Here is a 23205-nt window from a genome sequence, read left to right as displayed (position 1 = left end):
AAACCTCTTTCTATATCTCTAACTCACACTCAATCACTTGGCAAAAATCAATCTTCTCATTTGGCACAAACTGGCGCATGAGCATTCGATGAGCAACAACTACCACAGTCTGATGTTCTCGATACTTAGACATACATTCTAGAAAACGAGACCTCATTTCCATAGCTGTCTCATATTGAATAGGACTATTAGGAAGTAACTCCCCATGATTTTCTAGAAATAGTCTTCTAGCCGTTTCAAAATTTTCTATTCCAGTTTCATAGACCTGCCATTCATGTAATAAAGGCTCCACTCTCAAAGGAAGTCCCGTAGCACAAACTACATAAGAAGCCGTTTCTAAAGCTCTTGTGACTGAAGAAGATATGATTATTTCAGCTGAAGGGAGTAAAAGATTGGTGCTCAGTTCCTGAGCTTGCTGCCGTCCCTTCTCAGACAAGGGCGCCAAATCTATCCCAAATCCCGTATAAGAACGCTCCTCTAACTCACGGTAATTTGGCTCCCCGTGACGGATAAAAATAATTTTCATATTAAGATCCCCATAAAACTATCCAATCTTGATTCCGCAATCTTGCCACTGCTTCAGTGTTTTAGAGAATTTCTTCTGGTTGGCAACTCCGACAGCAGACAAATCGACAGAAACCTGATAATTCTCCTTGGTAGCTGCCAAAACGGAAGCCTTAACACAACCATTGCCATCTACCCCTATAAACTCTATGCTTTTAGCACCGTTTTCCTCTAAAAAATCTTTTAAATCTGGATTAGTAAAGCAAGAAGCCCGACGCTTCTCAAAGATACGAGAAGATACAAGCAGCAAGCCGGTCGCAAATTTCTTCTTTCTGTCTTTTCTCCCCCGTCAAGGACACACGCGCATTCTTTACCTCGGCAACCTCAACCTCTTCTACAAAGGAAGACCAAGATCCACAGTTGGGACAACGCCCCAGATATTTAGGGGAATTATACCCACAATTTTGACATACAAATGTCGCTTTTTTCTTTGCGATGATAAACCTCTTTCTATATCTCTAACTCACACTCAATCACTTGGCAAAAATCAATCTTCTCATTTGGCACAAACTGGCGCATGAGCATTCCGTGAGTTACAATGATAATAGTTTTATAATTTTTATATTTTTCCAAAGCTCTTAAAAAACGATGACGCATCTCTAGATCAGTTTCATAGCGATAAGGAGAATCTTCAGATAAACCTCCTTGATGTTTTAGATAATATTCATGAGCTACCAATACACTAGTTAAATCAGAGTTAGTGCCATTTAAGTCTGGACGCCACTCATGAAAAAACGGCTCCACAAATAAGTCCAATCCTGTTTCAACTGCTATATAATGGGCTGTTTCTAAAGCCCTCGTCACAGACGATGAAATAATAATCTCTGCCTTTCCAAAACATGCAGTTTTAGCAACTTCTTTTGCCAGACTGCGACCTTTTCCTGTCAATGGTGCTAAATCACGACCAAAACCACTATAGAGTTGCGGATTTTCAAGTTTATCAAGCATACTATAATCTGGCTCCCCATGACGTACAAAGATAATCTTCATTCTAGTGCCCTGTCGATCCAAATCCACCAGTTCGCACGCCATCAGCCGCATCTCCATCTGCAATTAAGAAAGGAGCAAAGACAGCCTGGACAACACGTTCCCCAACTTCGAGAATCACTTCTTGGTCTGTGATATTCTTCATCTGCGCAAAAATATGCCCTTCATTCCCAGGATTGCCATAATAATCCCCATCAATGACCCCAACTGAGTTGATTAACACCAAACCCTTCTTACGAGGGTTTGAAGAACGATCATAGAGGTAAAGAACCTCAGTCGGTTGCATATAAGCCTTAACCCCTGTCGGAACCAATACAATCTCTCCTGGAGCAATAACCGTACGCACAGCAACCTTTAAGTCGTAACCAGCCGCATGCGCCGTCTCACGCTTGGGCAATAAATTTTCATCTGTAAAACTCGAAACCAATTCAAAACCACGAATTTTCATATTCTTCTCTTTTCTATTATCATTTATTCTAGATTATTCTATCTTATTTATTCGGAAAAAGCACGAAAAAAAGAGCACACAATTCAAATCGCTTAGGGCTGCTGGATTCCTCCCCTGACCCGCTTCACGCAGAACTGTTGCTCCACTATTAATTATATCACATTCCTATTCATTTTAAAAGTAAAATTATTTTTTCCGTCTATTTCTAAAAAAATCCTGCATAATAGCTGCGCATTCATCTTCCAAAATTCCCGTTTCAACCTCCACACGATGATTGAGACGCTCATCTGTCAAGATATCGTACAAACTCCCCGCAGCGCCGAATTTCTGGTTTTTAGCCCCATAGACCACGTTTGGAATACGGGCAAGCCCAATCGCCCCACTACACATGACACAAGGCTCAATAGTCACAAAAAGTGTGCAATCCAGCAAGCGCCAACTCTCCTCACTAAAGTTTGCATTCTCTATAGCCATAATCTCCGCGTGCATAACCGCTCGCTGTAATTCCTCACGCGCATTATGCCCACGACCAATGATTTCCCCGTCCTTGACAATTACACAACCGATTGGAATTTCATCGTGTTCCAAGGCAATCTCAGCTTCTCTCAAAGCCTCCCTCATAAAGACTTCTTTTTCTTCAAGCGTATAAACCATCTCTTTTCCCTTTTCCTACTTATCGATTTTATTATTATATCATGAATCCAAACACAAAAAAAGCCACCGAATGCGGTGACTCTATAGGGAGATTATTATGAAAAAGAAAAGTTTAGGATATTTGTTACAACAAGTTAGGAGGTCTTCTTGTAACTGTCTATAGTATACCCGACCTATCTTAAACAAATCTTAAAAATCTCTTAGGACCAAACACTTTCTAAAATATTTGTTTGTTCACGACCAGGACCCACTGAGAAAGTAGAAATACGAACGCCAACCAATTCACTCACACGACGAACATAGTTACGCGCATTCTCAGGAAGATCTTCCAAATTACGAACTCCGGTAATATCTTCTGACCAACCTGGCAACTCTTCATAGATAGGCTTGCAACGCTTCAATTGCTCAAGACTAGCTGGATAGTAGTCAATACGTTGACCATCAAGATCATAGGCCACACAGATTTTTACTGTATCTAAACCACTCAAAACATCGATAGAGTTCAATGAAAGGTTAGTAATACCAGAAACACGACGACTATGACGCATCACAACTGAGTCAAACCAACCCACACGACGTGGACGACCTGTTGTAGTACCATACTCATGACCGACTTCACGGATACGTTCTCCCACTTCATCAAACAACTCAGTTGGGAAGGGACCGTCTCCCACACGACTGGTATAGGCTTTACATACACCTACAACCTTGTCAATTTTACTTGGACCAACACCAGAACCAATCGTAACACCACCAGCCACAGGGTTTGATGACGTAACAAATGGATACGTACCTTGGTCTATATCTAGCATAACACCTTGTGCACCTTCAAAAAGCACACGTTTACCATTATCAAGCGCATCATTCAAAATGACAGATGTATCGGTCACATATTTTTTGATTTGTTGACCATATTCATAATACTCTTCAAAAATATCATCGAAAGCAATCGCTTTACTGTCATACAATTTTTCAAAGAGACGATTCTTCTCAGCAAGGTTACGTTCTAAACGCTCACGGAAAATATCTTTATCCAGAAGATCTGCGATACGAATTCCAACACGAGCAGCCTTGTCCATATAAGCTGGACCAATTCCCTTGATTGTAGTACCAATCTTATTGTCACCTTTAGCTTCTTCTTGCAAACGATCCAACTCGATATGGTAAGGCAAAATAACATGCGCGCGATCAGAAATACGCAAGTTATCAGTTGTAACACCCTCCTCATGAAGATAGCTCAACTCTTTCACAAGAGATTTAGGATTTACAACCATACCATTCCCAATAACAGAGATTTTTTCAGGGAAGAAAATCCCAGAGGGAATCAAGTGCAACTTAAATTTCTTACCATCAATCACAATCGTGTGACCTGCATTATCACCACCTTGGTAACGTGCAATCACCTCTGCATTCGCTGAAAGGAAGTCTGTAATCTTCCCTTTACCTTCATCACCCCATTGGGTACCTACAACAACAACTGAAGTCATAATCTTGTCTGAGCCCTCAGGCTCTTCCTTTCTCACATACATGGCAGGAATCTCACCCGCAATTATATCTTACAATTTATTATAAGAAAAAATCGCCTTTTTATCAAGAAGAAACAATAGAAAGATTTGCTATTTCCAACTATTAAAAAATAATTTAGAAAAATAACCAGCTATTTGTTATTATCTTTCCATAAAAAAGTAGATTTGTTCGGAAATTTAATCAAACTGTCTCAACAAGAAATAAAACCCCGATTCATTATCATCTTTTCAAGATACAAACGATAAGCAACACGATAATGGTAAACAATAAAATCCCTACGACACCCAATGCCATATCTAACTAAATAATAAATCAAAAATTTAAAATGAAAATGTTCCCATTCCCAACTATTATCAAAGAAAGTAGCATACTCTTCTTCGATACTGTCATAGAAATCAGTCATCTGATCATAAATACTTTGTAGCATAAGCATACACTCCTTTACTTTTTATGACCTTATTCTAACAAAAAATTATAATTAATCATTAATAATTCCTGAATTGTACAAATACCAACCTCAACAAGATAAAAAATAAGAAAAATTGACAGAATAGAATAAATACCTTATATCAAAAACAAACTATTAAATCCCTAAAAATAAATAAATTCCTATAAATGATTGACAAAATTATCCTACTCTATTTCAATAGTAATAAATATTTCTCGAGAGTTCTTCAACGAACTTGAGTCAGAACTATGAAGTGATTGAATAGAAATGAAGCACCATAATAATTAAGAAAAAGACAAGGCTCTATAATATTTGTAGTGGGTAAATCCCCTATAGATATTATGAAGCCTATTTTTGTGTAAAAAAAGTCCCATATGACCTATAATGAAAAGCGACTAAACAACTCATTAGAAAGAATCATATGGAACAATTACATTTTATTACAAAATTGCTTGACATTAAAGACAAGAACATCATAATATTGGACTATCTGGATGCTGGAAAGCATAAAGAAATTATCGCTAAGCTAGATTATCCTGCACCTAAATCTCACAACTGTCATGGATAAATAGCTAAATATGACTTCCAAAAACCTTCTAAAATTCCTTACCTCGAAACGACTGATATGCTTACCAGAATCCTCCTTAGAAGAAAGCGTCGATTCAAGTGCTATCATTGTTCTAAAATGATGGTAGCAGCTAAGCGACTTCCATATCTCACAGGGGGCAACCCCCAACTACTTCCGGCGTTCTAGGGCTTAACTTCTGTGTTCGGCATGGGTACAGGTGTATCTCCTAGGCTATCGTCACTTAACTCTGAGTAATACCTACTCAAAATTGAATATCTATTCAAATCAAGAAAACCATACGCTTTCATATTCTCAGTTACTTTGGATAAGTCCTCGAGCTATTAGTATTAGTCCGCTACATGTGTCGCCACACTTCCACTTCTAACCTATCTACCTGATCATCTCTCAGGGCTCTTACTGATATAAAATCATGGGAAATCTCATCTTGAGGTGGGTTTCACACTTAGATGCTTTCAGCGTTTATCCCTTCCCTACATAGCTACCCAGCGATGCCTTTGGCAAGACAACTGGTACACCAGCGGTAAGTCCACTCTGGTCCTCTCGTACTAGGAGCAGATCCTCTCAAATTTCCTACGCCCGCGACGGATAGGGACCGAACTGTCTCACGACGTTCTGAACCCAGCTCGCGTGCCGCTTTAATGGGCGAACAGCCCAACCCTTGGGACCGACTACAGCCCCAGGATGCGACGAGCCGACATCGAGGTGCCAAACCTCCCCGTCGATGTGAACTCTTGGGGGAGATAAGCCTGTTATCCCCAGGGTAGCTTTTATCCGTTGAGCGATGGCCCTTCCATACGGAACCACCGGATCACTAAGCCCGACTTTCGTCCCTGCTCGAGTTGTAGCTCTCGCAGTCAAGCTCCCTTATACCTTTACACTCTGCGAATGATTTCCAACCATTCTGAGGGAACCTTTGGGCGCCTCCGTTACCTTTTAGGAGGCGACCGCCCCAGTCAAACTGCCCGTCAGACACTGTCTCCGATAGGGATCACCTATCCGGGTTAGAGTGGCCATAACACAAGGGTAGTATCCCAACAACGTCTCCTTCGAAACTGGCGTCCCGATCTCTTAGACTCCTACCTATCCTGTACATGTGGTACAGACACTCAATATCAAACTGCAGTAAAGCTCCATGGGGTCTTTCCGTCCTGTCGCGGGTAACCTGCATCTTCACAGGTACTAAAATTTCACCGAGTCTCTCGTTGAGACAGTGCCCAAATCATTACGCCTTTCGTGCGGGTCGGAACTTACCCGACAAGGAATTTCGCTACCTTAGGACCGTTATAGTTACGGCCGCCGTTTACTGGGGCTTCAATTCATACCTTCGCTTGCGCTAAGCACTCCTCTTAACCTTCCAGCACCGGGCAGGCGTCACCCCCTATACATCATCTTACGATTTAGCAGAGAGCTGTGTTTTTGATAAACAGTTGCTTGGGCCTATTCACTGCGGCTGACGTAAAGTCAGCACCCCTTCTCCCGAAGTTACGGGGTCATTTTGCCGAGTTCCTTAACGAGAGTTCTCTCGCTCACCTGAGGCTACTCGCCTCGACTACCTGTGTCGGTTTGCGGTACGGGTAGAGTATGTTTAAACGCTAGAAGCTTTTCTTGGCAGTGTGACGTCACTAACTTCGCTACTAAACTTCGCTCCCCATCACAGCTCAATGTTATAGAACTAAGCATTTGACTCAGTTCACACCTCACTGCTTAGACAGACACTTCCAATCGTCTGCTTTAGTTAGCCTACTGCGTCCCTCCATCACTACATACTCTAGTACAGGAATATCAACCTGTTGTCCATCGGATACACCTTTCGGTCTCTCCTTAGGTCCCGACTAACCCAGGGCGGACGAGCCTTCCCCTGGAAACCTTAGTCTTACGGTGGACAGGATTCTCACCTGTCTTTCGCTACTCATACCGGCATTCTCACTTCTATGCGTTCCAGCACTCCTCACGGTATACCTTCATCACACATAGAACGCTCTCCTACCATACCTATAAAGGTATCCACAGCTTCGGTAAATTGTTTTAGCCCCGGTACATTTTCGGCGCAGGGTCACTCGACTAGTGAGCTATTACGCACTCTTTGAATGAATAGCTGCTTCTAAGCTAACATCCTAGTTGTCTGTGCAACCCCACATCCTTTTCCACTTAACAATTATTTTGGGACCTTAGCTGGTGGTCTGGGCTGTTTCCCTTTCGACTACGGATCTTAGCACTCGCAGTCTGACTGCCGACCATAATTCATTGGCATTCGGAGTTTATCTGAGATTGGTAATCCGGGATGGACCCCTCACCCAAACAGTGCTCTACCTCCAAGAATCTTAATGTCGACGCTAGCCCTAAAGCTATTTCGGAGAGAACCAGCTATCTCCAAGTTCGTTTGGAATTTCTCCGCTACCCACAAGTCATCCAAGCACTTTTCAACGTGCCCTGGTTCGGTCCTCCAGTGCGTCTTACCGCACCTTCAACCTGCTCATGGGTAGGTCACATGGTTTCGGGTCTACGTCATGATACTATGGCGCCCTATTCAGACTCGGTTTCCCTACGGCTCCGTCTCTTCAACTTAACCTCGCATCATAACGTAACTCGCCGGTTCATTCTACAAAAGGCACGCTCTCACCCATTAACGGGCTCGAACTTGTTGTAGGCACACGGTTTCAGGTTCTATTTCACTCCCCTCCCGGGGTGCTTTTCACCTTTCCCTCACGGTACTGGTTCACTATCGGTCACTAGGGAGTATTTAGGGTTGGGAGATGGTCCTCCCAGATTCCGACGGGATTTCACGTGTCCCGCCGTACTCAGGATACTGCTAGGTACAAAGACTATTTTAAATACGAGGCTATTACTCTCTTTGGCTGATCTTCCCAAATCATTCTTCTATAATCTTTGAGTCCACATTGCAGTCCTACAACCCCGAAGAGTAAACTCTTCGGTTTGCCCTTCTGCCGTTTCGCTCGCCGCTACTAAGGCAATCGCTTTTGCTTTCTCTTCCTGCAGCTACTTAGATGTTTCAGTTCACTGCGTCTTCCTCCTCACACCCTTAACAGATGTAGGTAACAGGTAGTACCTGTTGGGTTCCCCCATTCGGAAATCCCTGGATCATCGCTTACTTACAGCTACCCAAGGCATNTCGTCGTTTGTCACGTCCTTCTTCGGCTCCTAGTGCCAAGGCATCCACCGTGCGCCCTTATTAACTTAACCTTATTTTCTGACCTTTCAGTCATAAACTCTTATTAATACTACAGCGTTTTCGGTTTATTTTCTTGTTACTATTTGATATAGATATTCAATTTTCAATGTGCATTACTTGGTGATCTCTCACCAATGGAGCCTAGCGGGATCGAACCGCTGACCTCCTGCGTGCAAAGCAGGCGCTCTCCCAGCTGAGCTAAGGCCCCACAAGACCTCTCAAGACTAAACAAGACCAATGCGCAGTTCCTTATCCTTAGAAAGGAGGTGATCCAGCCGCACCTTCCGATACGGCTACCTTGTTACGACTTCACCCCAATCATCTATCCCACCTTAGGCGGCTGGCTCCTTACGGTTACCTCACCGACTTCGGGTGTTACAAACTCTCGTGGTGTGACGGGCGGTGTGTACAAGGCCCGGGAACGTATTCACCGCGGCGTGCTGATCCGCGATTACTAGCGATTCCGACTTCATGTAGGCGAGTTGCAGCCTACAATCCGAACTGAGACTGGCTTTAAGAGATTAGCTTGCCGTCACCGGCTTGCGACTCGTTGTACCAGCCATTGTAGCACGTGTGTAGCCCAGGTCATAAGGGGCATGATGATTTGACGTCATCCCCACCTTCCTCCGGTTTATTACCGGCAGTCTCGCTAGAGTGCCCAACTCAATGATGGCAACTAACAATAGGGGTTGCGCTCGTTGCGGGACTTAACCCAACATCTCACGACACGAGCTGACGACAACCATGCACCACCTGTCACCTCTGTCCCGAAGGAAAGCTCTATCTCTAGAGCGGTCAGAGGGATGTCAAGACCTGGTAAGGTTCTTCGCGTTGCTTCGAATTAAACCACATGCTCCACCGCTTGTGCGGGCCCCCGTCAATTCCTTTGAGTTTCAACCTTGCGGTCGTACTCCCCAGGCGGAGTGCTTAATGCGTTAGCTACGGCACTAAACCCCGGAAAGGGTCTAACACCTAGCACTCATCGTTTACGGCGTGGACTACCAGGGTATCTAATCCTGTTTGCTCCCCACGCTTTCGAGCCTCAGCGTCAGTTACAAGCCAGAGAGCCGCTTTCGCCACCGGTGTTCCTCCATATATCTACGCATTTCACCGCTACACATGGAATTCCACTCTCCCCTCTTGCACTCAAGTTAAACAGTTTCCAAAGCGTACTATGGTTAAGCCACAGCCTTTAACTTCAGACTTATCTAACCGCCTGCGCTCGCTTTACGCCCAATAAATCCGGACAACGCTCGGGACCTACGTATTACCGCGGCTGCTGGCACGTAGTTAGCCGTCCCTTTCTGGTAAGATACCGTCACAGTATGAACTTTCCACTCTCATACTCGTTCTTCTCTTCTGGTAGTGATGCATTTGCACCTTTTAAGCAAATGTCATGCAACATCTGCTATTATGCGGTATTAGCTATCGTTTCCAATAGTTATCCCCCGCTACCAGGCAGGTTACCTACGCGTTACTCACCCGTTCGCAACTCATCCAGAAGAGCAAGCTCCTCCTTCAGCGTTCTACTTGCATGTATTAGGCACGCCGCCAGCGTTCGTCCTGAGCCAGGATCAAACTCTCATTAAAAGTTTGAGTTCTCACTCATTTCTGTCACTGACAGATTTATTGTTTTTTTCATTGTTCAGTACTATAACCTTAGTTATAGTGCCCTGCACATTGGTTCGTCTTGTTCAGTTTTCAAAGGTCTTTGTCACTCGCTTCTCTCAAGTGACAACTATATCAGTATATCACAGTCGCTTTCGCTTGTCAACACTTTTTTGAAACTTTTTTAAACTTTTTTCATCAAGTGTTCCATCCGCAACATACCATAGTCCGTACGGGATTCGAACCCGTGTTACCGCCGTGAAAAGGCGGTGTCTTAACCCCTTGACCAACGGACCTGAGTTGTTATTTTCAACTCTTACTATTATACAGGCTTTTTCTGACTTGTCAACACCTTTTTTAAACTTTTTTAATTAATTTTACAACAGCTTCAGTTCGAGCTGTATGTGGGAACATATCGACCGACTGGATATAACGAAGATCATAGACTTCTACTAAGCGCACTAAATCACGAGCCAAGGTCGAAACATTACAAGAAATATAAACCATTTTTTCTGGTACATAAGTAAGAATAGTGTCTAATAACTTATCATCCAGACCTGTACGTGGTGGGTCTACAATCAGAGCATCTGCCCGGTAGCCTTCTTTGTACCAACGAGGAATAATCTCTTCTGCCGGTCCAGCTTCATAATGAGTATTGTCAAATCCCATTCTTTCGGCATTTCGCTTGGCATCTTCAATGGCTTCTGGAATAATATCCATACCTCTGAGAGTCTTTACTTTCTTTGCGAAGGCAAATCCAATCGTTCCAACACCACAATAAGCGTCAATCAAATGGTCTTCTTTATCAACATCCAGCGCTTTTACTGCCTCGCTATAAAGGACTTCTGTTTGTTCAGGATTTAGTTGATAGAAAGCTCGAGGAGATAGTGAAAATTCATAATCGAGTACACCTTCTTGAATACTCTTTTCTCCCCAGATAATCTCTGTCTTTTCACCATAAATCTCACTGGTTTTAGCTGTATTTGTATTCACAGCTACTGTCACAACTTCTGGGAAATCTTTAATTAAATCTTTTACCAGCAGGGTTAAATTAAGCTGGCGGTTTGTAACAATAATAATCTGAACCTGTCCAGTCTTTCTTGCTCGTCGAACCATTATAGTTCTAACACCTAGAACTTTTCTCTCATCCGTGATTGGAATTTGGTGAAAAGTAAGTAATTCCGCTAGACGATTAGCAATCACTTGGGTTTCCTTGTCTTGTACCAGGCAATCTTTCAACTCTACTAGATAATGAGAGTTCTGCGCATATAAGCCTGCCTTGACCTGATTCTTAAATTTTCGAGTCTGAAATTGTAACTTAGCACGGTAGTACTTTGGTTCTTGCATACCAATCGTCGGGCGGATTTCATAATTTTCATATCCTGCAGGGGCAAATTTTTTCAGCGCTTGATAAAGCAAGTCCGTCTTGAACTCCAGCTGCTTATCATAATGCAGGTGCATGATTTGGCAGCCTCCGCATTCATTGTAAATAGTACAGGCTGGCACAACTCGAAATTTAGACTTCTTATTAACATTTAGTAATTTTGCTTCAACAAAGTTACGTTTAATAGAAGTAATCTGACAATAGATATCTTCTCCTTTGAGAGCACCCGGCACAAAGACTAAGGTTTTTTGATAAAAGCCGATTCCCTCACCATTAATTCCCATGCGCTTGATTTTTAATGGTATTTTTTGTTTCACTTTCAGATTCATATCCCTATCTTATCACATTTTGAGTTATAATAGAACTATGAAAATCACAAAACTTGAAAAGAAAAAAAGACTCTATCTGATGGAGCTTGATAATGACGACAAATGCTACATCACCGAAGATACTATTGTTCGTTTTATGTTATCAAGAGATAAGGTTATAAAGCAAGAAGAATTGAAAGAGATACAGGACTTTGCCAAATTTTCTTACGGTAAGAATCTAGCCCTCTACCACCTATCCTTTAAAGCGCGCACTGAAAAAGAAGTCAGAGAATATCTGAAAAAATACAATATTGATGAAAACATAGTTTCTCAAGTCATTATTAATCTTAAAGAAGATAATTGGATTAATGATGGTCAGTACACTTATGCTATCATCAATGCCAATCAACTTTCAGGAGACAAGGGGCCTTATGTACTGACTCAGAAACTAACACAAAAAGGGGTTTCAAAATCTACTATAGCAGAGATTTTAAAAGAATTTGATTTTTCGGAAGTTGCTCAACGTGTAGCTAATAAACTATTAAAAAAATATGAAGGAAAACTTCCAGCTCGTGCCTTGCAAGATAAGATTATCCAGAACTTGACCAACAAGGGATTCTCTTACTCTGATGCTAAAAGTGCCTTTGACCAGTTGGATAGTCAAGTTGACCAAGAAACGACTCAGGAACTCATCTTCAAGGAACTCGATAAGCAATATGCTAAGTATACCCGAAAATATGAAGGATACGAACTTAAACAGCGTTTAACCCAAGTTTTAGCACGAAAGGGCTACGATTTTTCGGATATAGCAAGCGCTCTCAGAGAATATCTTTAATATTTTCATGTAAAATTCACAGATTTTAGGTAATTTTATGGTACAATAGTAAACGATAAACTTATAAATTGTAGAAAGTTGGTTAGTTATGAAGCTTCCAAAAGAAGGCGACTTTATTACAATTCAAAGTTATAAGCATGATGGGAGTCTCCACCGAACTTGGCGGGACACCATGGTACTAAAAACAACAGAAAACGCCATTATTGGTGTCAACGATCATACACTGGTTACCGAAAGTGATGGTCGTCGTTGGGTCACTCGAGAACCGGCTATTGTTTACTTTCACAAGAAATATTGGTTTAATATCATTGCCATGATTCGCGATAATGGAATTTCCTACTATTGCAATATGGCTAGCCCCTACTATCTGGATGAAGAAGCACTGAAGTATATTGATTACGATTTGGATGTTAAAATTTTTACAGATGGGGAAAAACGTCTCTTGGACGTTGAGGAGTATGAGCGTCACAAACGCAAAATGAATTATTCTGATGACTTGGACTATATTTTAAAAGAACATGTCAAAATTCTTGTTGATTGGATTAACAATGGACGTGGGCCTTTCTCAGAAGCCTATGTAAACATTTGGTACAAGCGCTATGTAGAACTAAAGAATCGGTAAAGTTGTCAAACTGGGGTGAAGGCCCTGGTTTTTTTATTTTAAAAACCCAGCTTTGCAGCTGGGCTTATCCTTATATATCCAATTTCGTAACAGTAAATTTAATATGAGAATAGTCTTTTTCAACATCCTTATCCAGTAAGAAAGCCGTGGCCTCCTTCTTAACTTGAACAAGGTCAATATTCTGGGCTTGGGCTGCATAGACGCATCCACAATAACATTGACGATAGATATCATACTCTTCACACATCTCCACTGAACGTTTGTAGCCTTGATTTTTCTTGAAATCACTTGGAAGATAGTGGGTTGTATAAATCTTTTGCACATCGATTCCGATGCTATTAATGGTTTGAGAATTCTTATGAGGACTGATGGTTAAAGCCGAACCGAAGTAGTCAAAACCTAAATCCATAGCCACTTGCGCTGTTTTATCCAGTCGATAGTCAAAGCAAACCTTACAACGGTCGCCACCTTCAGGTTCTTCTTCTAGTCCTCTGACTAACTTACGGTATTCATTGGGTTCATAGGGAGCTTCTAGGTACTGGACTGTATTTCCTGTCCGCTCATTGAAATCACTGACAAACTTTTTAGTCACATAGGCACGCTTATGGTATTCTGCCTTGGGATGGATATTAGAATTGGCAAAATAGATGGTCACATCTGCATACTTGGTCAAATATTCTAGAGTATAGGTACTGCAAGGGGCACAGCAAACATGCATGAGAATAGTTGGCCGTTGCTCATTTTTCTCCCATACTTGTACCATCTTCTGCATGACACGGTCATAATTAATCTTCTGATTGGGGTTCATCTTGCTCAGAATTTCTTCTACATCGATCATGTTCTTCTCCTTTTTCTAGTCTTATTTTATCATATAAGTTAAGAGAGCTCAAATCAATTTAGAAGTGAATATCATAAAAAGGAGGAATAGGCATTCCCTCCTTTTGTGTTTTTTATAAGTTGTTTTCTATAGAAAGCTTACATCATACCGCCCATCATGCTTGGATCCATTGCTGGAGCCGGAGCTACTGGTTCTGGTTTATTGGCTACGACTGCTTCCGTAGTCAAAATCAAGCTGGCTACAGATGCTGCGTTTTGTAGGGCTGAACGACTGACTTTAACTGGGTCGATAATCCCTTGATCAATCATGTTGACCCATTCGCCAGTTGCTGCGTTGAAGCCTGTTCCAACTTCAGCATTTTTCAAGCGATCGATAACAATAGATCCTTCAAATCCTGCATTGTGGGCGATTTGACGGACTGGTTCTTCCAAAGCGCGGAGAACAATATTGCGGCCTGTTGCTTCGTCTCCTGTCAATTCCAAATCAGCTACGGCAGGTATAACATTTACAAGGGCTGTTCCACCACCTGCAACGATTCCTTCTTCAACAGCTGCACGAGTAGCGTTAAGGGCATCTTCAATGCGAAGTTTCATTTCTTTCAACTCAGTTTCAGTTGCGGCTCCGACCTTAATAACCGCGACACCACCTGACAATTTGGCCAAGCGTTCTTGCAATTTTTCACGGTCAAATTCAGAAGTTGTGGTTTCGATTTGAGACTTGATAACCGTAACACGATGAGAAATTGCTTCAGGATTTCCAGCACCTTCTACGATAACCGTGCTATCTTTGTCTACAGTTACTCTCGCTGCTTGGCCAAGCGCTTCAATTGTCGCATCTTTCAACTCAAGACCAAGGTCTTCTGTGATAACTGTTCCACCTGTCAAGATGGCGATATCTTCGAGCATGGCTTTACGACGATCACCAAAACCAGGTGCCTTAACTGCTACTACGTTGAAGGTTCCACGAATCTTGTTCAAAACAAGAGTAGGAAGAGCCTCACCATCCACATCATCTGCAATAATCAAGAGTGGACGATTGCTTTGGAGAATGCTTTCTAGAAGTGGCAAGATTTCTTGGATATTGGAAATCTTCTTATCAGTAATCAAAATGTATGGATTTTCAAGGTCAGCCATCATTTTTTCGCTATCTGTCACCATGTACTGTGAAAGGTAACCGCGGTCGAACTGCATTCCTTCTACAACTTCAAGTTCTGTTTCCATACCACGTGACTCTTCGATAGTGATAACTCCGTCTTTACCAACTTTTTCCATAGCTTCAGAGATGTATTCGCCTACTTTTTCGGAACGAGAAGAAACGGCAGCAACCTGAGCGATAGCTTCTTTGTTGGCAACAGGGATGGCGTTGTTTTTCAAGGCTTCTACAGCTGTGGCAACTGCTGTTTCAATCCCACGACGGATACCGATTGGGTTGGCACCTGCAGTGACGTTTTTGATTCCTTCACGGACGATAGCTTGGGTCAAAACAGTTGCAGTTGTAGTTCCGTCACCTGCGATATCATTGGTTTTTGAAGCTACTTCTGATACCAATTTGGCACCCATATTTTCAAAATGATCTTCTAATTCAATTTCTTTGGCAATGGTCACACCATCATTGGTAATCAAGGGTGAACCAAATGATTTTTCCAACACAACGTTACGACCTTTTGGTCCCAAGGTTACTTTAACAGTATCTGCAAGGATATCGACACCACGAACCATAGCTGAACGAGCATCAGATGAAAATTTAATTTCTTTTGACATACTTACTTTCTCCTTCTATTCTTCAATGATAGCCAAGATGTTAGCTTCGCCTACGATGATGTACTTCTCATCGCCATCTTTGACATCAAGACCGGCGTGGGCTTCAACTAAGACACGGTCTCCAGCCTTAACACTTGGAGCTACTAAGTCACCGTTCAAGGTACGAACACCTTGTCCAGTAGCTACAACTTGGGCTGTTTTAGTTTTTTCTTGGGCTGAACCTGCAAGAACAAAGCCTCCAACAGTTTGTTCTTTTTCTTCTACTTTTAAGACCACACGGTCCCCTAATGGTTTCAACATCTGATTTCCTCCATAATGAGATAGATAGTATTAGCACTCTTTATATCTGAGTGCTAATTCATAGTTCTATTGTATCACTTGGTCAGAAATAGTCAAGAAAAAAGTCTGACTTTCTCAAGATAAAAAGCCTGAGAGCAACTCAGACTTTTTAATGTTTAAAATGGCAATTCTTCCTCTTCCAAAACCAAATCTGCCAAATCCTGCCCTGCGTTATTTTCTCGCATAGCACGTTGGGCACGACTTTCCAAGAGTTGGAACCCTGTAACAAGTACTTCAGTCACATAGTTCATCTGGCCATTTTTCTCAAAACGACGGGTACGAAGTTCTCCATCCACTGAAATGAGACTTCCTTTAGTTGCGTAGCTGGCCAAACTTTCTGCTAGTCTGCCCCATAGGACCATATTGACAAAGTCAGCTTCACGCTCCCCATTTTGGTCTTTGTAACGACGGTTGACTGCAATAGTCGCTCGCGCTACTGACTTGTCATTGTTGGTTTTGTGCAATTCTGGTGTAGACGTCAAGCGTCCAATTAAGATAACTTTATTATACATATTTTCTTCCTCCTACTTATCTATTCGTAGGAAATCAAAAAAAGTTACAGAAATTTGTAACTTTTCGAGAAAATTTTTTATTTTTTATGAACCATGAAACCTGTCGCTTGTTGATTGGCCATAATGGTCATATCTGTAATCTGCACACGGCGAGGTTGACTGGTCACATAAACCACTGTGTCTGCAATATCCTGAGCTTGCAAGGCTTCGATTCCCTGATAAACCGCCTCAGCACGCTCTTTGTCACCATAAAAACGAACTGTAGAGAAATCTGTTTCAACGATCCCCGGTTGAATGGTCGTCACCTTGATGTCCGTTGCGATGGTATCAATTCGCAGACCATCTGAAAAGGTTTTAACTGCCGCCTTGGTGGCTGAGTAAACAGCGGCTCCCGCATAAGCATAAATTCCTGCTGTCGATCCCATATTGATGATATGACCTTGATTTGCTTTTACCATTGCTGGCAAGAAACAGCGAGTAACCGCCATCAAACCTTTGACATTGGTATCCAACATGGTCAACATATCCAACTCTTCATAGTCCTGATAGGGTACCAAGCCAAGAGCTAGTCCAGCGTTATTGACCAATATATCAATCCGACCTATCGTTTCTAGAATATCGAAGCAGACAGTCTTGACCATGGCCATATCCGTCACATCTAACGGAAAAGTCCAGACGGTTTGATTTGGATAGGTTGCTGCAAACTCTGACTTGAGAACCTCTAATCTGTCTGTCCGTCGTCCTGTTAGAACGACATTCTCCCCCTGCTCCAGATAAGCACGCGCAATCGCTTCACCAATTCCTGATGTCGCTCCTGTAATCACTACATTTTTTGCCATCTTATTTCCTTCTATCTGGTCTATCAGATATTAACAACTTCTTAGACAGTCCAGTGTTTGGCTGGGTCAAATGGTGTTCCAACAACTTGGTCTTCTGATAATTCAATAACTCCACGTTTTTGCGGAGCATTTGGCAGATGCAATTCACGAGGACTGCACATCATCCCAAAACTCTTTTCACCACGAAGCTCGCCTGGGAAAATGAGATTGCCTTTTGGCATCATAGCTCCCGGAAGAGCCACAATGGTTTTCAACCCAACACGCGCATTGGGAGCCCCTGCAACGATTTGCACTGTCTTGTCACTTGCGACTGCAACTTGGCAGATGTTGAGGTGATCACTATCAGGATGGGCTACCATCTCAACAATTTCACCCACAACAAACTTAGATTCCTTGTCATTGATGATTTCTTCTGTAAAACCTTCCGCCTGCAACTCTTGGTTCAAACGAGCGACTTGCTCATCTGTCAAAAAGACTTGACCACGCTCAGCAATTTCAAACAAACTTGAAACTTCGAAAATATTCCAAGCCACTGTTTCCCCATTCTCTTTGAGAAAAACACGGGCTATCTTGCCTTTGCGTTCCACATCCAGTTTGGCATCTCCGCTATTTTTCACGATGACCATAAGGACATCACCGACATGTTCTTTGTTATATGTAAAAATCATTGTTTCCTTTTTCTCCTATTTCAATCCTGCTAAAAAGTCATTAATTTGTTGCTTACTTTTACGGTCGCGATTAACAAAACGGCCGATTTCCTTGTCCTTTTCTAGAACAACAAGGCTAGGGATTCCATAAACATCCCAGAGTTTAGCTAAATCCATATACTGGTCTCGGTCCACTCGAATAAAGATGAACTCTGGATTGGTCTCCTCAATTTCTGGCAAGGCAGGATAAATATAACGACAATCGCCACACCAGTCCGCCACAAAAAGAAAGACCTTCTTCCCATCTTTTTCTACTAAAGATGCTAATTCTTCTAAACTTGCTGGTTGTATCATAAGATTTCCTCCTCATAGACCAGATCTTCATTTTCATAGACAAAGGTATAATGACGGCCATCCTCAAAAATCACGCCACCAACCAAGCTCTCCAGACTGCTTTCATAAACTTGAACATAGAGGGTCGCAATTTCTCCCATGTCTGAAAAATGGTCTCGTACAATCGCTGTCAACTCTTCCTGAGTCTTCATGAGCTTACGGTCATCTGCAACTTTTTTCGTAGCAAGGGCAAGGCTCCCAATACCAAGCAGAGCCAGACCTGCCATCCACATTTTTTTAGCTTTCATACCATTCATTTTAACACAAAAAAGGCTTTAGGACAAATGAGGAAGCAGCAGAAAAGCAAGTAAAAAGCCTCTTCCTTTAAGGAAAAGGACTTCTTATACTCAATGAAAAGCAAAGAGCAAACTAGGAAGCTAGCCGCAGGTTGTTCAAAGCACTGCTTTGAGGTTGTAGATAGAACTGACGAAGTCAGCTCAAAACACTGTTTTGAGGTTGTGGATGAAGCTGACGTGGTTTGAAGAGATTTTCGAAGAGTATTATTCTTATTGCCAAGCACCTGAGTTGTCAACGTAGTAACCATCAGGTGTGTAGGTATTGCGAAGCATCTTACCTGATGAAGCCAGATAATACCACTTACCATTGTCTTTGATCCAATCATTCGCTAGCATGGCACCAGAAGAACTTACATAATACCATTCTCCCTTGTCATAAACCCAAGCGCTTGCTTTCATGGCTCCTGAAGTTGATAAATAGTACCACTTGCCTTGGTCGTAAAGCCAGTCACTCGCAATCATAGCTCCTGATGATTTAAATGCATACCAGTTGCTACCTTGATAAAGCCAAGTTTGATTGAACATTATCCCTTTATCATTCATAAAGTACCAAGTCCCCTTGTCATAAACCCAATCCTTCTGCACTAATTGACCTTGTTTTTGATAGTACCAGTTTTGGTTTGATTTTAGCCAGCTTTCTGCTTTTACAATCGGATAAAGTTCTTTGAAAGATCCTCCATCATATTTATGACTGATAGATTTTAGTTTTTCAAGCTTCAACTCACCATTATCATAGTCTGCCCAAGCATATACTTTTTGACCATTGACAGTCTCTGGTAAGGTAGCAGTGTAAGTCTTGGTTTGATAGTCCCATTTTGTATCAAGGTAGGTGTATTGATCATTTGATTCTTCAATACGATAGTAGCCTCTCTTTCCACTATCATTATGAATATCATCCACAACTTTCGTTGACCAGCTCTTCACTTCGTTTCCGCTCTTAGCCTCGACCTTGATATCTCCTCTATAGCCATATGGAACATAGAAATTCAGGTAACGCCCCTCTACGCCCATCATAGACTTGTCCTTTTCTTGACCTAGGAAGTTGACAGTTTGATCTTGACCATTGAGACTGACCGTCCACTCGATTTTCTCAGTTTTTGACAAATCCAAGACTTTAATATCCACTTCGTGTCCATTGTTAAATCGAAGAATCTTGCCATCTTGATACTGAACGCCACATTTAACAACCCATTCTTCTTTTAGCTCGAAGGCCTGACCTGAATGAGGAAAAGCCAGTAAAGCTAAACCTGCTAGAGACAAACCAAATAAGGTGATTTTTTTCATCGTAGATCCTCCTTAGGATTTTTTATGTTAATTATATCACTATGTTTTTATTTTGCAACTCATATCCTAAATATGCAAGCAAAAAACCTCTGAGATTGTTCTCAAAGGTTCTGATTTTGCTATTTACTGTTCTCAACAGCTGCAGTAACAAAGGCAGTGTAGAGTTCTTCTGGGCGGTTTGGACGACTTGAAAGTTCAGGGTGATACTGACACGCTACAAAGAATTTATTTTCAGGAATTTCCACAATTTCTACCAAACGATTGTCTGGAGAAACACCTGAGAAGACAAAACCTGCTTCCTCAAACTGCTCACGGAAGGCATTGTTAAACTCATAACGGTGACGGTGACGACGTTGCACCACTTCTTGATTGTGATAAGCAGCCGCAGCCTTAGAGCCACGTTTCAACTTAGATGGATAAAGTCCCAAGCGAAGGGTTCCACCCATATCCTCCACATCAATCTGATCACGCATGATATCAATGATAGGATATTTTGTTTCCGGTGCAAGCTCTGCAGAATTGGCACCTTCAAGACCCAAAACGTGACGAGCAAACTCGATACAAGTCAACTGCATTCCCAAGCAGACTCCCAACATTGGAACATCATTCTCACGCGCATAACGGATGGCTTGGATTTTCCCTTCCGTACCACGTTGACCAAAACCACCTGGTACGATGATTCCGTCCGCATCAGACAAAAGCTCTGCCACATTCTCTGCTGTCACATCATTGGCATTGACCCAATTGATTTTAACTTCTGCGTCGTTGGCATAACCAGAGTGTTTCAAGGCTTCGACTACTGAAATGTAGGCATCTTGCAACTCCACATACTTACCGACAAGAGAAATTTTAACTTGTTTTTTCAGGTTCATGACCTTGTTCACCATGGCTGACCATTCTGTCATATCTGCTACTGGTGCGTCTAATTTCAAATGGTCACAGACAATTTGGTCCATACCTTGTGCCTGCAAGTTCAATGGAATTTGGTAAAGGTGTTCAACATCTAATGATTCAATAACGGCTTCTGGTGCCACATCACAGAACTGGGCTAGTTTGTTTTTAATTCCTTGACCAGCTGGCTCTTCTGTACGAATAACCAACATATTTGGCTGGATTCCCAATCCACGCAATTCTTTGACAGAGTGTTGGGTTGGTTTGGTTTTCATTTCACCAGCGGCCTTGAGGTATGGAAGCAAGGTTGTATGGATATACATGACATTATCCGCACCCACATCTGCCTTCATCTGACGAAGGGCCTCTAGGAATGGCAAGGACTCAATATCCCCAACGGTTCCACCGACCTCTGTGATAATAACATCAGAGTCAGTCGTTAGAGCGGCACGCTTGATTTTTTCTTTCAAAGCATCTGTGATATGAGGAATGACCTGAACAGTTGCCCCTAGATACTCGCCACGGCGTTCCTTACGAAGAACTTCACTGTAAATTTTACCAGTTGTCACGTTGGAATATTTGTTAAGATTGATATCGATGAAACGTTCATAGTGACCCAAGTCCAAATCTGTCTCAGCTCCATCATCTGTCACAAAAACTTCCCCGTGCTGATAAGGACTCATGGTTCCCGGATCGATATTGATATAAGGGTCAAATTTTTGAATGGTTACTTTGAGACCACGATTTTTCAAGAGACGGCCTAGACTTGCTGCCACAATCCCTTTCCCAATAGACGATACCACACCACCAGTTACAAAAATATATTTCGTAGACATAGATTCCTCTTTCTAAAATGCTCAAAGTCTTGTTGACTACGAGGGGACATAGAAAACAAGACCCTACTAATAAGAATAATCTGGGACGACTGCGCCAGATTCACAACTAATACTCTTCGAAAATCTCTTCAAACCGCGTCAGCGTCGCCTTGCCGTAGATATGTGTTCCTGACTTTGTCAGTCTTATCTACAACCTCAAAACAGTGTTTTGAGCTGACTTCGTCAGTTCTATCTACAACCTCAAAGCAGTGCTTTGAGCAACCTGCGACTAACTTCCTAGTTTGCTCTTTGATTTTTATTGAGTATAAAATACAAGAAGATAACTTCTTGAAAAAACAAAAATAGCTCCCTAAAGACTAGGGAGCCCCGACCTCTAAAAGAGGTGCCCGAACAATATGATACCTAAAAATAGGATAATTGTCAATAGCTAATTTTTATTCCTCGATGTTTTCAGCATCATCGTCTGAAAACTCGTCGTCTTCTTCGTTAAGATCCACGTCTTCACCCAAGTCATCTGGAGCAATTTCGTTGATTTCTGCATCGTAAGCTTCCACTTCATTTTTCTCATCATCTGGATTTTCATCATCGTATGAAAGAGCTGGATCTGCTTCGTATGCATCTTCGTCTTCTGGATCATCCGCATTGTAGTCAATAGCATCTGAATCGCCATCCATGAAGGCATTGACACGTTTCTTCTTAGCTTTTGGTGCTACTTCATCGTCGTCATTTTCCTCAAGAGCAATGATTTCTTCGTCAATTTCATCCACACCATACCATGAACGAAGACCCCATTTGTTGTCTCCAAGTGAGATGAAGCTACCGTCAAAGTTCAACTCTGTGTAGAACAAAGGCAAAGCTTCGCGGATATCGCTGTTTGATGTTCCAAGGTAGTTTTGAATTTCGTTTACAAGATCGCTAAAATGCATCTCATGATCGCGACCACGAAGTTCCAAGATAGCACGCGCTACCTCAATCATAGATAGTTCACTTTTTTCTTGCCCAGCAAATACTTCTAATTCCAAAGCGTTTCTCCTCATTTATACTACTATCGCCAGAGCGGATAGACTCTGACCTCATTTTATCATTTACTCTTTATTTTACGATAATTTTGCGGAATAGTCAAAGGTTAAGAAAAAATAAAGGTGAAATATTTCAGCTCGTAACTTCTCAAAGCAACTTCCACTTGACTTGCCGAAGTGGAAATTAGTCTAAAACGGATTTTTATGGTGGAATTAAGTATGAGACGTTTGAGTTAGAAATGAGGCTCACTATGACAAAACATAAACACCTTACCCTTTCAGACCGTAATGATATCCAACTGGGCTTAGAGCGCGGTGAAACCTTCAAAGCTATTGGACAGTCCATTCTAAAAGACCCAACTACTGTCTCCAAAGAAGTCAAACGAA

21 protein-coding genes, 2 tRNA genes, 3 rRNA genes, 1 other RNA gene and 3 pseudogenes are annotated in these 23205 nt (G+C 42.0%); 4 read left to right on the top strand and 26 right to left on the bottom strand.

What is annotated here, in order from left to right:
- Positions 1–10: 10 nt before the first annotated feature.
- From D8787_RS09520 to comW, 9 genes and pseudogenes are all read right to left on the bottom strand, one after another.
- Positions 11–526: a histidine phosphatase family protein gene (locus tag D8787_RS09520; RefSeq protein WP_042900065.1), complete on the bottom strand. Its 516-nt coding sequence runs from the start codon at positions 524–526 to the stop codon at positions 11–13.
- 18 nt (positions 527–544) lie between these two features.
- Positions 545–847: pseudogene (locus tag D8787_RS09515) on the bottom strand (isochorismatase family protein); the annotation flags it as partial.
- Positions 843–1004: pseudogene (locus tag D8787_RS09510) on the bottom strand (DNA repair protein RadA); the annotation flags it as partial. The pseudogenes D8787_RS09510 and D8787_RS09515, both read right to left, overlap by 5 nt.
- A 10-nt stretch (positions 1005–1014) precedes the next feature.
- A complete protein-coding gene (locus D8787_RS09505; protein WP_125423247.1) occupies positions 1015–1554 on the bottom strand; it encodes a histidine phosphatase family protein in 540 nt (179 codons plus the stop codon).
- A 1-nt stretch (position 1555) separates the two neighbouring features.
- Positions 1556–1999 carry a dUTP diphosphatase gene (locus D8787_RS09500; protein WP_000701983.1) on the bottom strand — a complete coding sequence of 148 codons (444 nt, stop codon included), beginning with the start codon at positions 1997–1999 and terminating at the stop codon, positions 1556–1558.
- A gap of 55 nt (positions 2000–2054) precedes the next feature.
- Positions 2055–2153, bottom strand: an RNA gene (gene ffs / locus D8787_RS09495) — signal recognition particle sRNA small type.
- Between the two features lie 32 nt (positions 2154–2185).
- Positions 2186–2653 (bottom strand): tRNA adenosine(34) deaminase TadA, encoded by a 468-nt coding sequence (gene tadA / locus D8787_RS09490; protein ID WP_042900062.1) that lies wholly within the window; start codon positions 2651–2653, stop codon positions 2186–2188.
- Positions 2654–2853: 200 nt separating this feature from the next.
- Complete coding sequence (locus D8787_RS09485) at positions 2854–4140, bottom strand: adenylosuccinate synthase (protein ID WP_001832534.1); 1287 nt, start codon at positions 4138–4140, stop codon at positions 2854–2856.
- Positions 4141–4370: 230 nt separating this feature from the next.
- On the bottom strand, positions 4371–4607 hold the full coding sequence (comW, locus tag D8787_RS09480) for a sigma(X)-activator ComW (RefSeq protein ID WP_042900061.1): 237 nt from the start codon (positions 4605–4607) through the stop codon (positions 4371–4373).
- 442 nt (positions 4608–5049) lie between these two features.
- Between comW and D8787_RS09475 the strand changes: the two are divergent.
- Positions 5050–5325: pseudogene (locus D8787_RS09475) on the top strand (ISL3 family transposase); the annotation flags it as partial.
- Here the strand turns inward: D8787_RS09475 and rrf are convergent.
- From rrf to rlmD, 6 genes are all read right to left on the bottom strand, one after another.
- Positions 5326–5441: ribosomal RNA gene (gene rrf, locus D8787_RS09470) — 5S ribosomal RNA — on the bottom strand.
- A gap of 76 nt (positions 5442–5517) precedes the next feature.
- Positions 5518–8418, bottom strand: a 23S ribosomal RNA gene (locus tag D8787_RS09465).
- Positions 8419–8542: 124 nt separating this feature from the next.
- Positions 8543–8615, bottom strand: a tRNA-Ala gene (locus D8787_RS09460).
- Between the two features lie 51 nt (positions 8616–8666).
- Positions 8667–9997: ribosomal RNA gene (locus tag D8787_RS09455) — 16S ribosomal RNA — on the bottom strand.
- Together the 16S, 23S and 5S rRNA genes with 2 tRNA genes alongside form the textbook arrangement of a ribosomal RNA operon.
- A 242-nt stretch (positions 9998–10239) precedes the next feature.
- A tRNA-Glu gene (locus D8787_RS09445) sits at positions 10240–10311 on the bottom strand.
- A gap of 61 nt (positions 10312–10372) precedes the next feature.
- Positions 10373–11728, bottom strand: coding sequence for a 23S rRNA (uracil(1939)-C(5))-methyltransferase RlmD (gene rlmD / locus D8787_RS09440; protein ID WP_125423241.1), 1356 nt, complete (start codon positions 11726–11728; stop codon positions 10373–10375).
- A 37-nt stretch (positions 11729–11765) separates the two neighbouring features.
- On the opposite strand from rlmD, the gene recX reads away from it, so the two are divergent.
- Positions 11766–12542, top strand: a complete 777-nt coding sequence (gene recX / locus D8787_RS09435) for a recombination regulator RecX (RefSeq protein ID WP_125423238.1) — start codon at positions 11766–11768, stop codon at positions 12540–12542.
- 88 nt (positions 12543–12630) lie between these two features.
- Positions 12631–13164 carry a DUF402 domain-containing protein gene (locus tag D8787_RS09430; protein WP_000775316.1) on the top strand — a complete coding sequence of 178 codons (534 nt, stop codon included), beginning with the start codon at positions 12631–12633 and terminating at the stop codon, positions 13162–13164.
- 70 nt (positions 13165–13234) lie between these two features.
- On the opposite strand, the gene D8787_RS09425 is transcribed toward D8787_RS09430, so the two are convergent.
- The 11 genes from D8787_RS09425 to rpoE all read right to left on the bottom strand — a co-directional run bounded on the left by D8787_RS09425 (position 13235) and on the right by rpoE (position 22821).
- Positions 13235–14002, bottom strand: a complete 768-nt coding sequence (locus D8787_RS09425; RefSeq protein WP_125423235.1) for an epoxyqueuosine reductase QueH — start codon at positions 14000–14002, stop codon at positions 13235–13237.
- Positions 14003–14139: 137 nt separating this feature from the next.
- On the bottom strand, positions 14140–15762 hold the full coding sequence (gene groL, locus D8787_RS09420; protein ID WP_125423232.1) for a chaperonin GroEL: 1623 nt from the start codon (positions 15760–15762) through the stop codon (positions 14140–14142).
- A 15-nt stretch (positions 15763–15777) separates the two neighbouring features.
- Positions 15778–16062, bottom strand: a complete 285-nt coding sequence (gene groES, locus D8787_RS09415; RefSeq protein WP_033688179.1) for a co-chaperone GroES — start codon at positions 16060–16062, stop codon at positions 15778–15780.
- Between the two features lie 155 nt (positions 16063–16217).
- Entirely contained in the window at positions 16218–16613 is a 396-nt protein-coding gene (locus D8787_RS09410; RefSeq protein WP_000282439.1) for a single-stranded DNA-binding protein, read from the bottom strand.
- 77 nt (positions 16614–16690) lie between these two features.
- Positions 16691–17452: an SDR family NAD(P)-dependent oxidoreductase gene (locus tag D8787_RS09405; RefSeq protein WP_054384830.1), complete on the bottom strand. Its 762-nt coding sequence runs from the start codon at positions 17450–17452 to the stop codon at positions 16691–16693.
- A gap of 41 nt (positions 17453–17493) precedes the next feature.
- Positions 17494–18120 carry a YtpR family tRNA-binding protein gene (gene ytpR, locus D8787_RS09400; protein ID WP_042900388.1) on the bottom strand — a complete coding sequence of 209 codons (627 nt, stop codon included), beginning with the start codon at positions 18118–18120 and terminating at the stop codon, positions 17494–17496.
- Positions 18121–18135: 15 nt separating this feature from the next.
- Positions 18136–18453 carry a thioredoxin family protein gene (locus D8787_RS09395; RefSeq protein ID WP_125423229.1) on the bottom strand — a complete coding sequence of 106 codons (318 nt, stop codon included), beginning with the start codon at positions 18451–18453 and terminating at the stop codon, positions 18136–18138.
- Positions 18450–18749 (bottom strand): DUF4651 domain-containing protein, encoded by a 300-nt coding sequence (locus D8787_RS09390; protein ID WP_125423226.1) that lies wholly within the window; start codon positions 18747–18749, stop codon positions 18450–18452. The genes D8787_RS09395 and D8787_RS09390 overlap by 4 nt, the downstream gene beginning before the upstream one ends.
- A 249-nt stretch (positions 18750–18998) precedes the next feature.
- Positions 18999–20072, bottom strand: a complete 1074-nt coding sequence (locus D8787_RS09385) for an N-acetylmuramoyl-L-alanine amidase family protein (RefSeq protein WP_185776792.1) — start codon at positions 20070–20072, stop codon at positions 18999–19001.
- Between the two features lie 119 nt (positions 20073–20191).
- On the bottom strand, positions 20192–21799 hold the full coding sequence (locus D8787_RS09380) for a CTP synthase (RefSeq protein ID WP_125423223.1): 1608 nt from the start codon (positions 21797–21799) through the stop codon (positions 20192–20194).
- Between the two features lie 434 nt (positions 21800–22233).
- Positions 22234–22821 carry a DNA-directed RNA polymerase subunit delta gene (gene rpoE / locus D8787_RS09375; RefSeq protein WP_000418405.1) on the bottom strand — a complete coding sequence of 196 codons (588 nt, stop codon included), beginning with the start codon at positions 22819–22821 and terminating at the stop codon, positions 22234–22236.
- Between the two features lie 248 nt (positions 22822–23069).
- Here rpoE and D8787_RS09370 point away from each other — a divergent pair.
- Positions 23070–23205, top strand: a 136-nt coding sequence (locus D8787_RS09370) for a helix-turn-helix domain-containing protein (RefSeq protein WP_142999115.1), incomplete at its 3' end; no start/stop codon positions are given.

The sequence above is a fragment of the Streptococcus mitis genome (assembly GCF_003944325.1).
Lineage (GTDB): Bacteria > Bacillota > Bacilli > Lactobacillales > Streptococcaceae > Streptococcus > Streptococcus mitis_CW.
The sequence above is the reverse complement of the archived record's forward strand: the minus strand, read 5'-3'. Positions and strand labels throughout refer to the sequence as shown.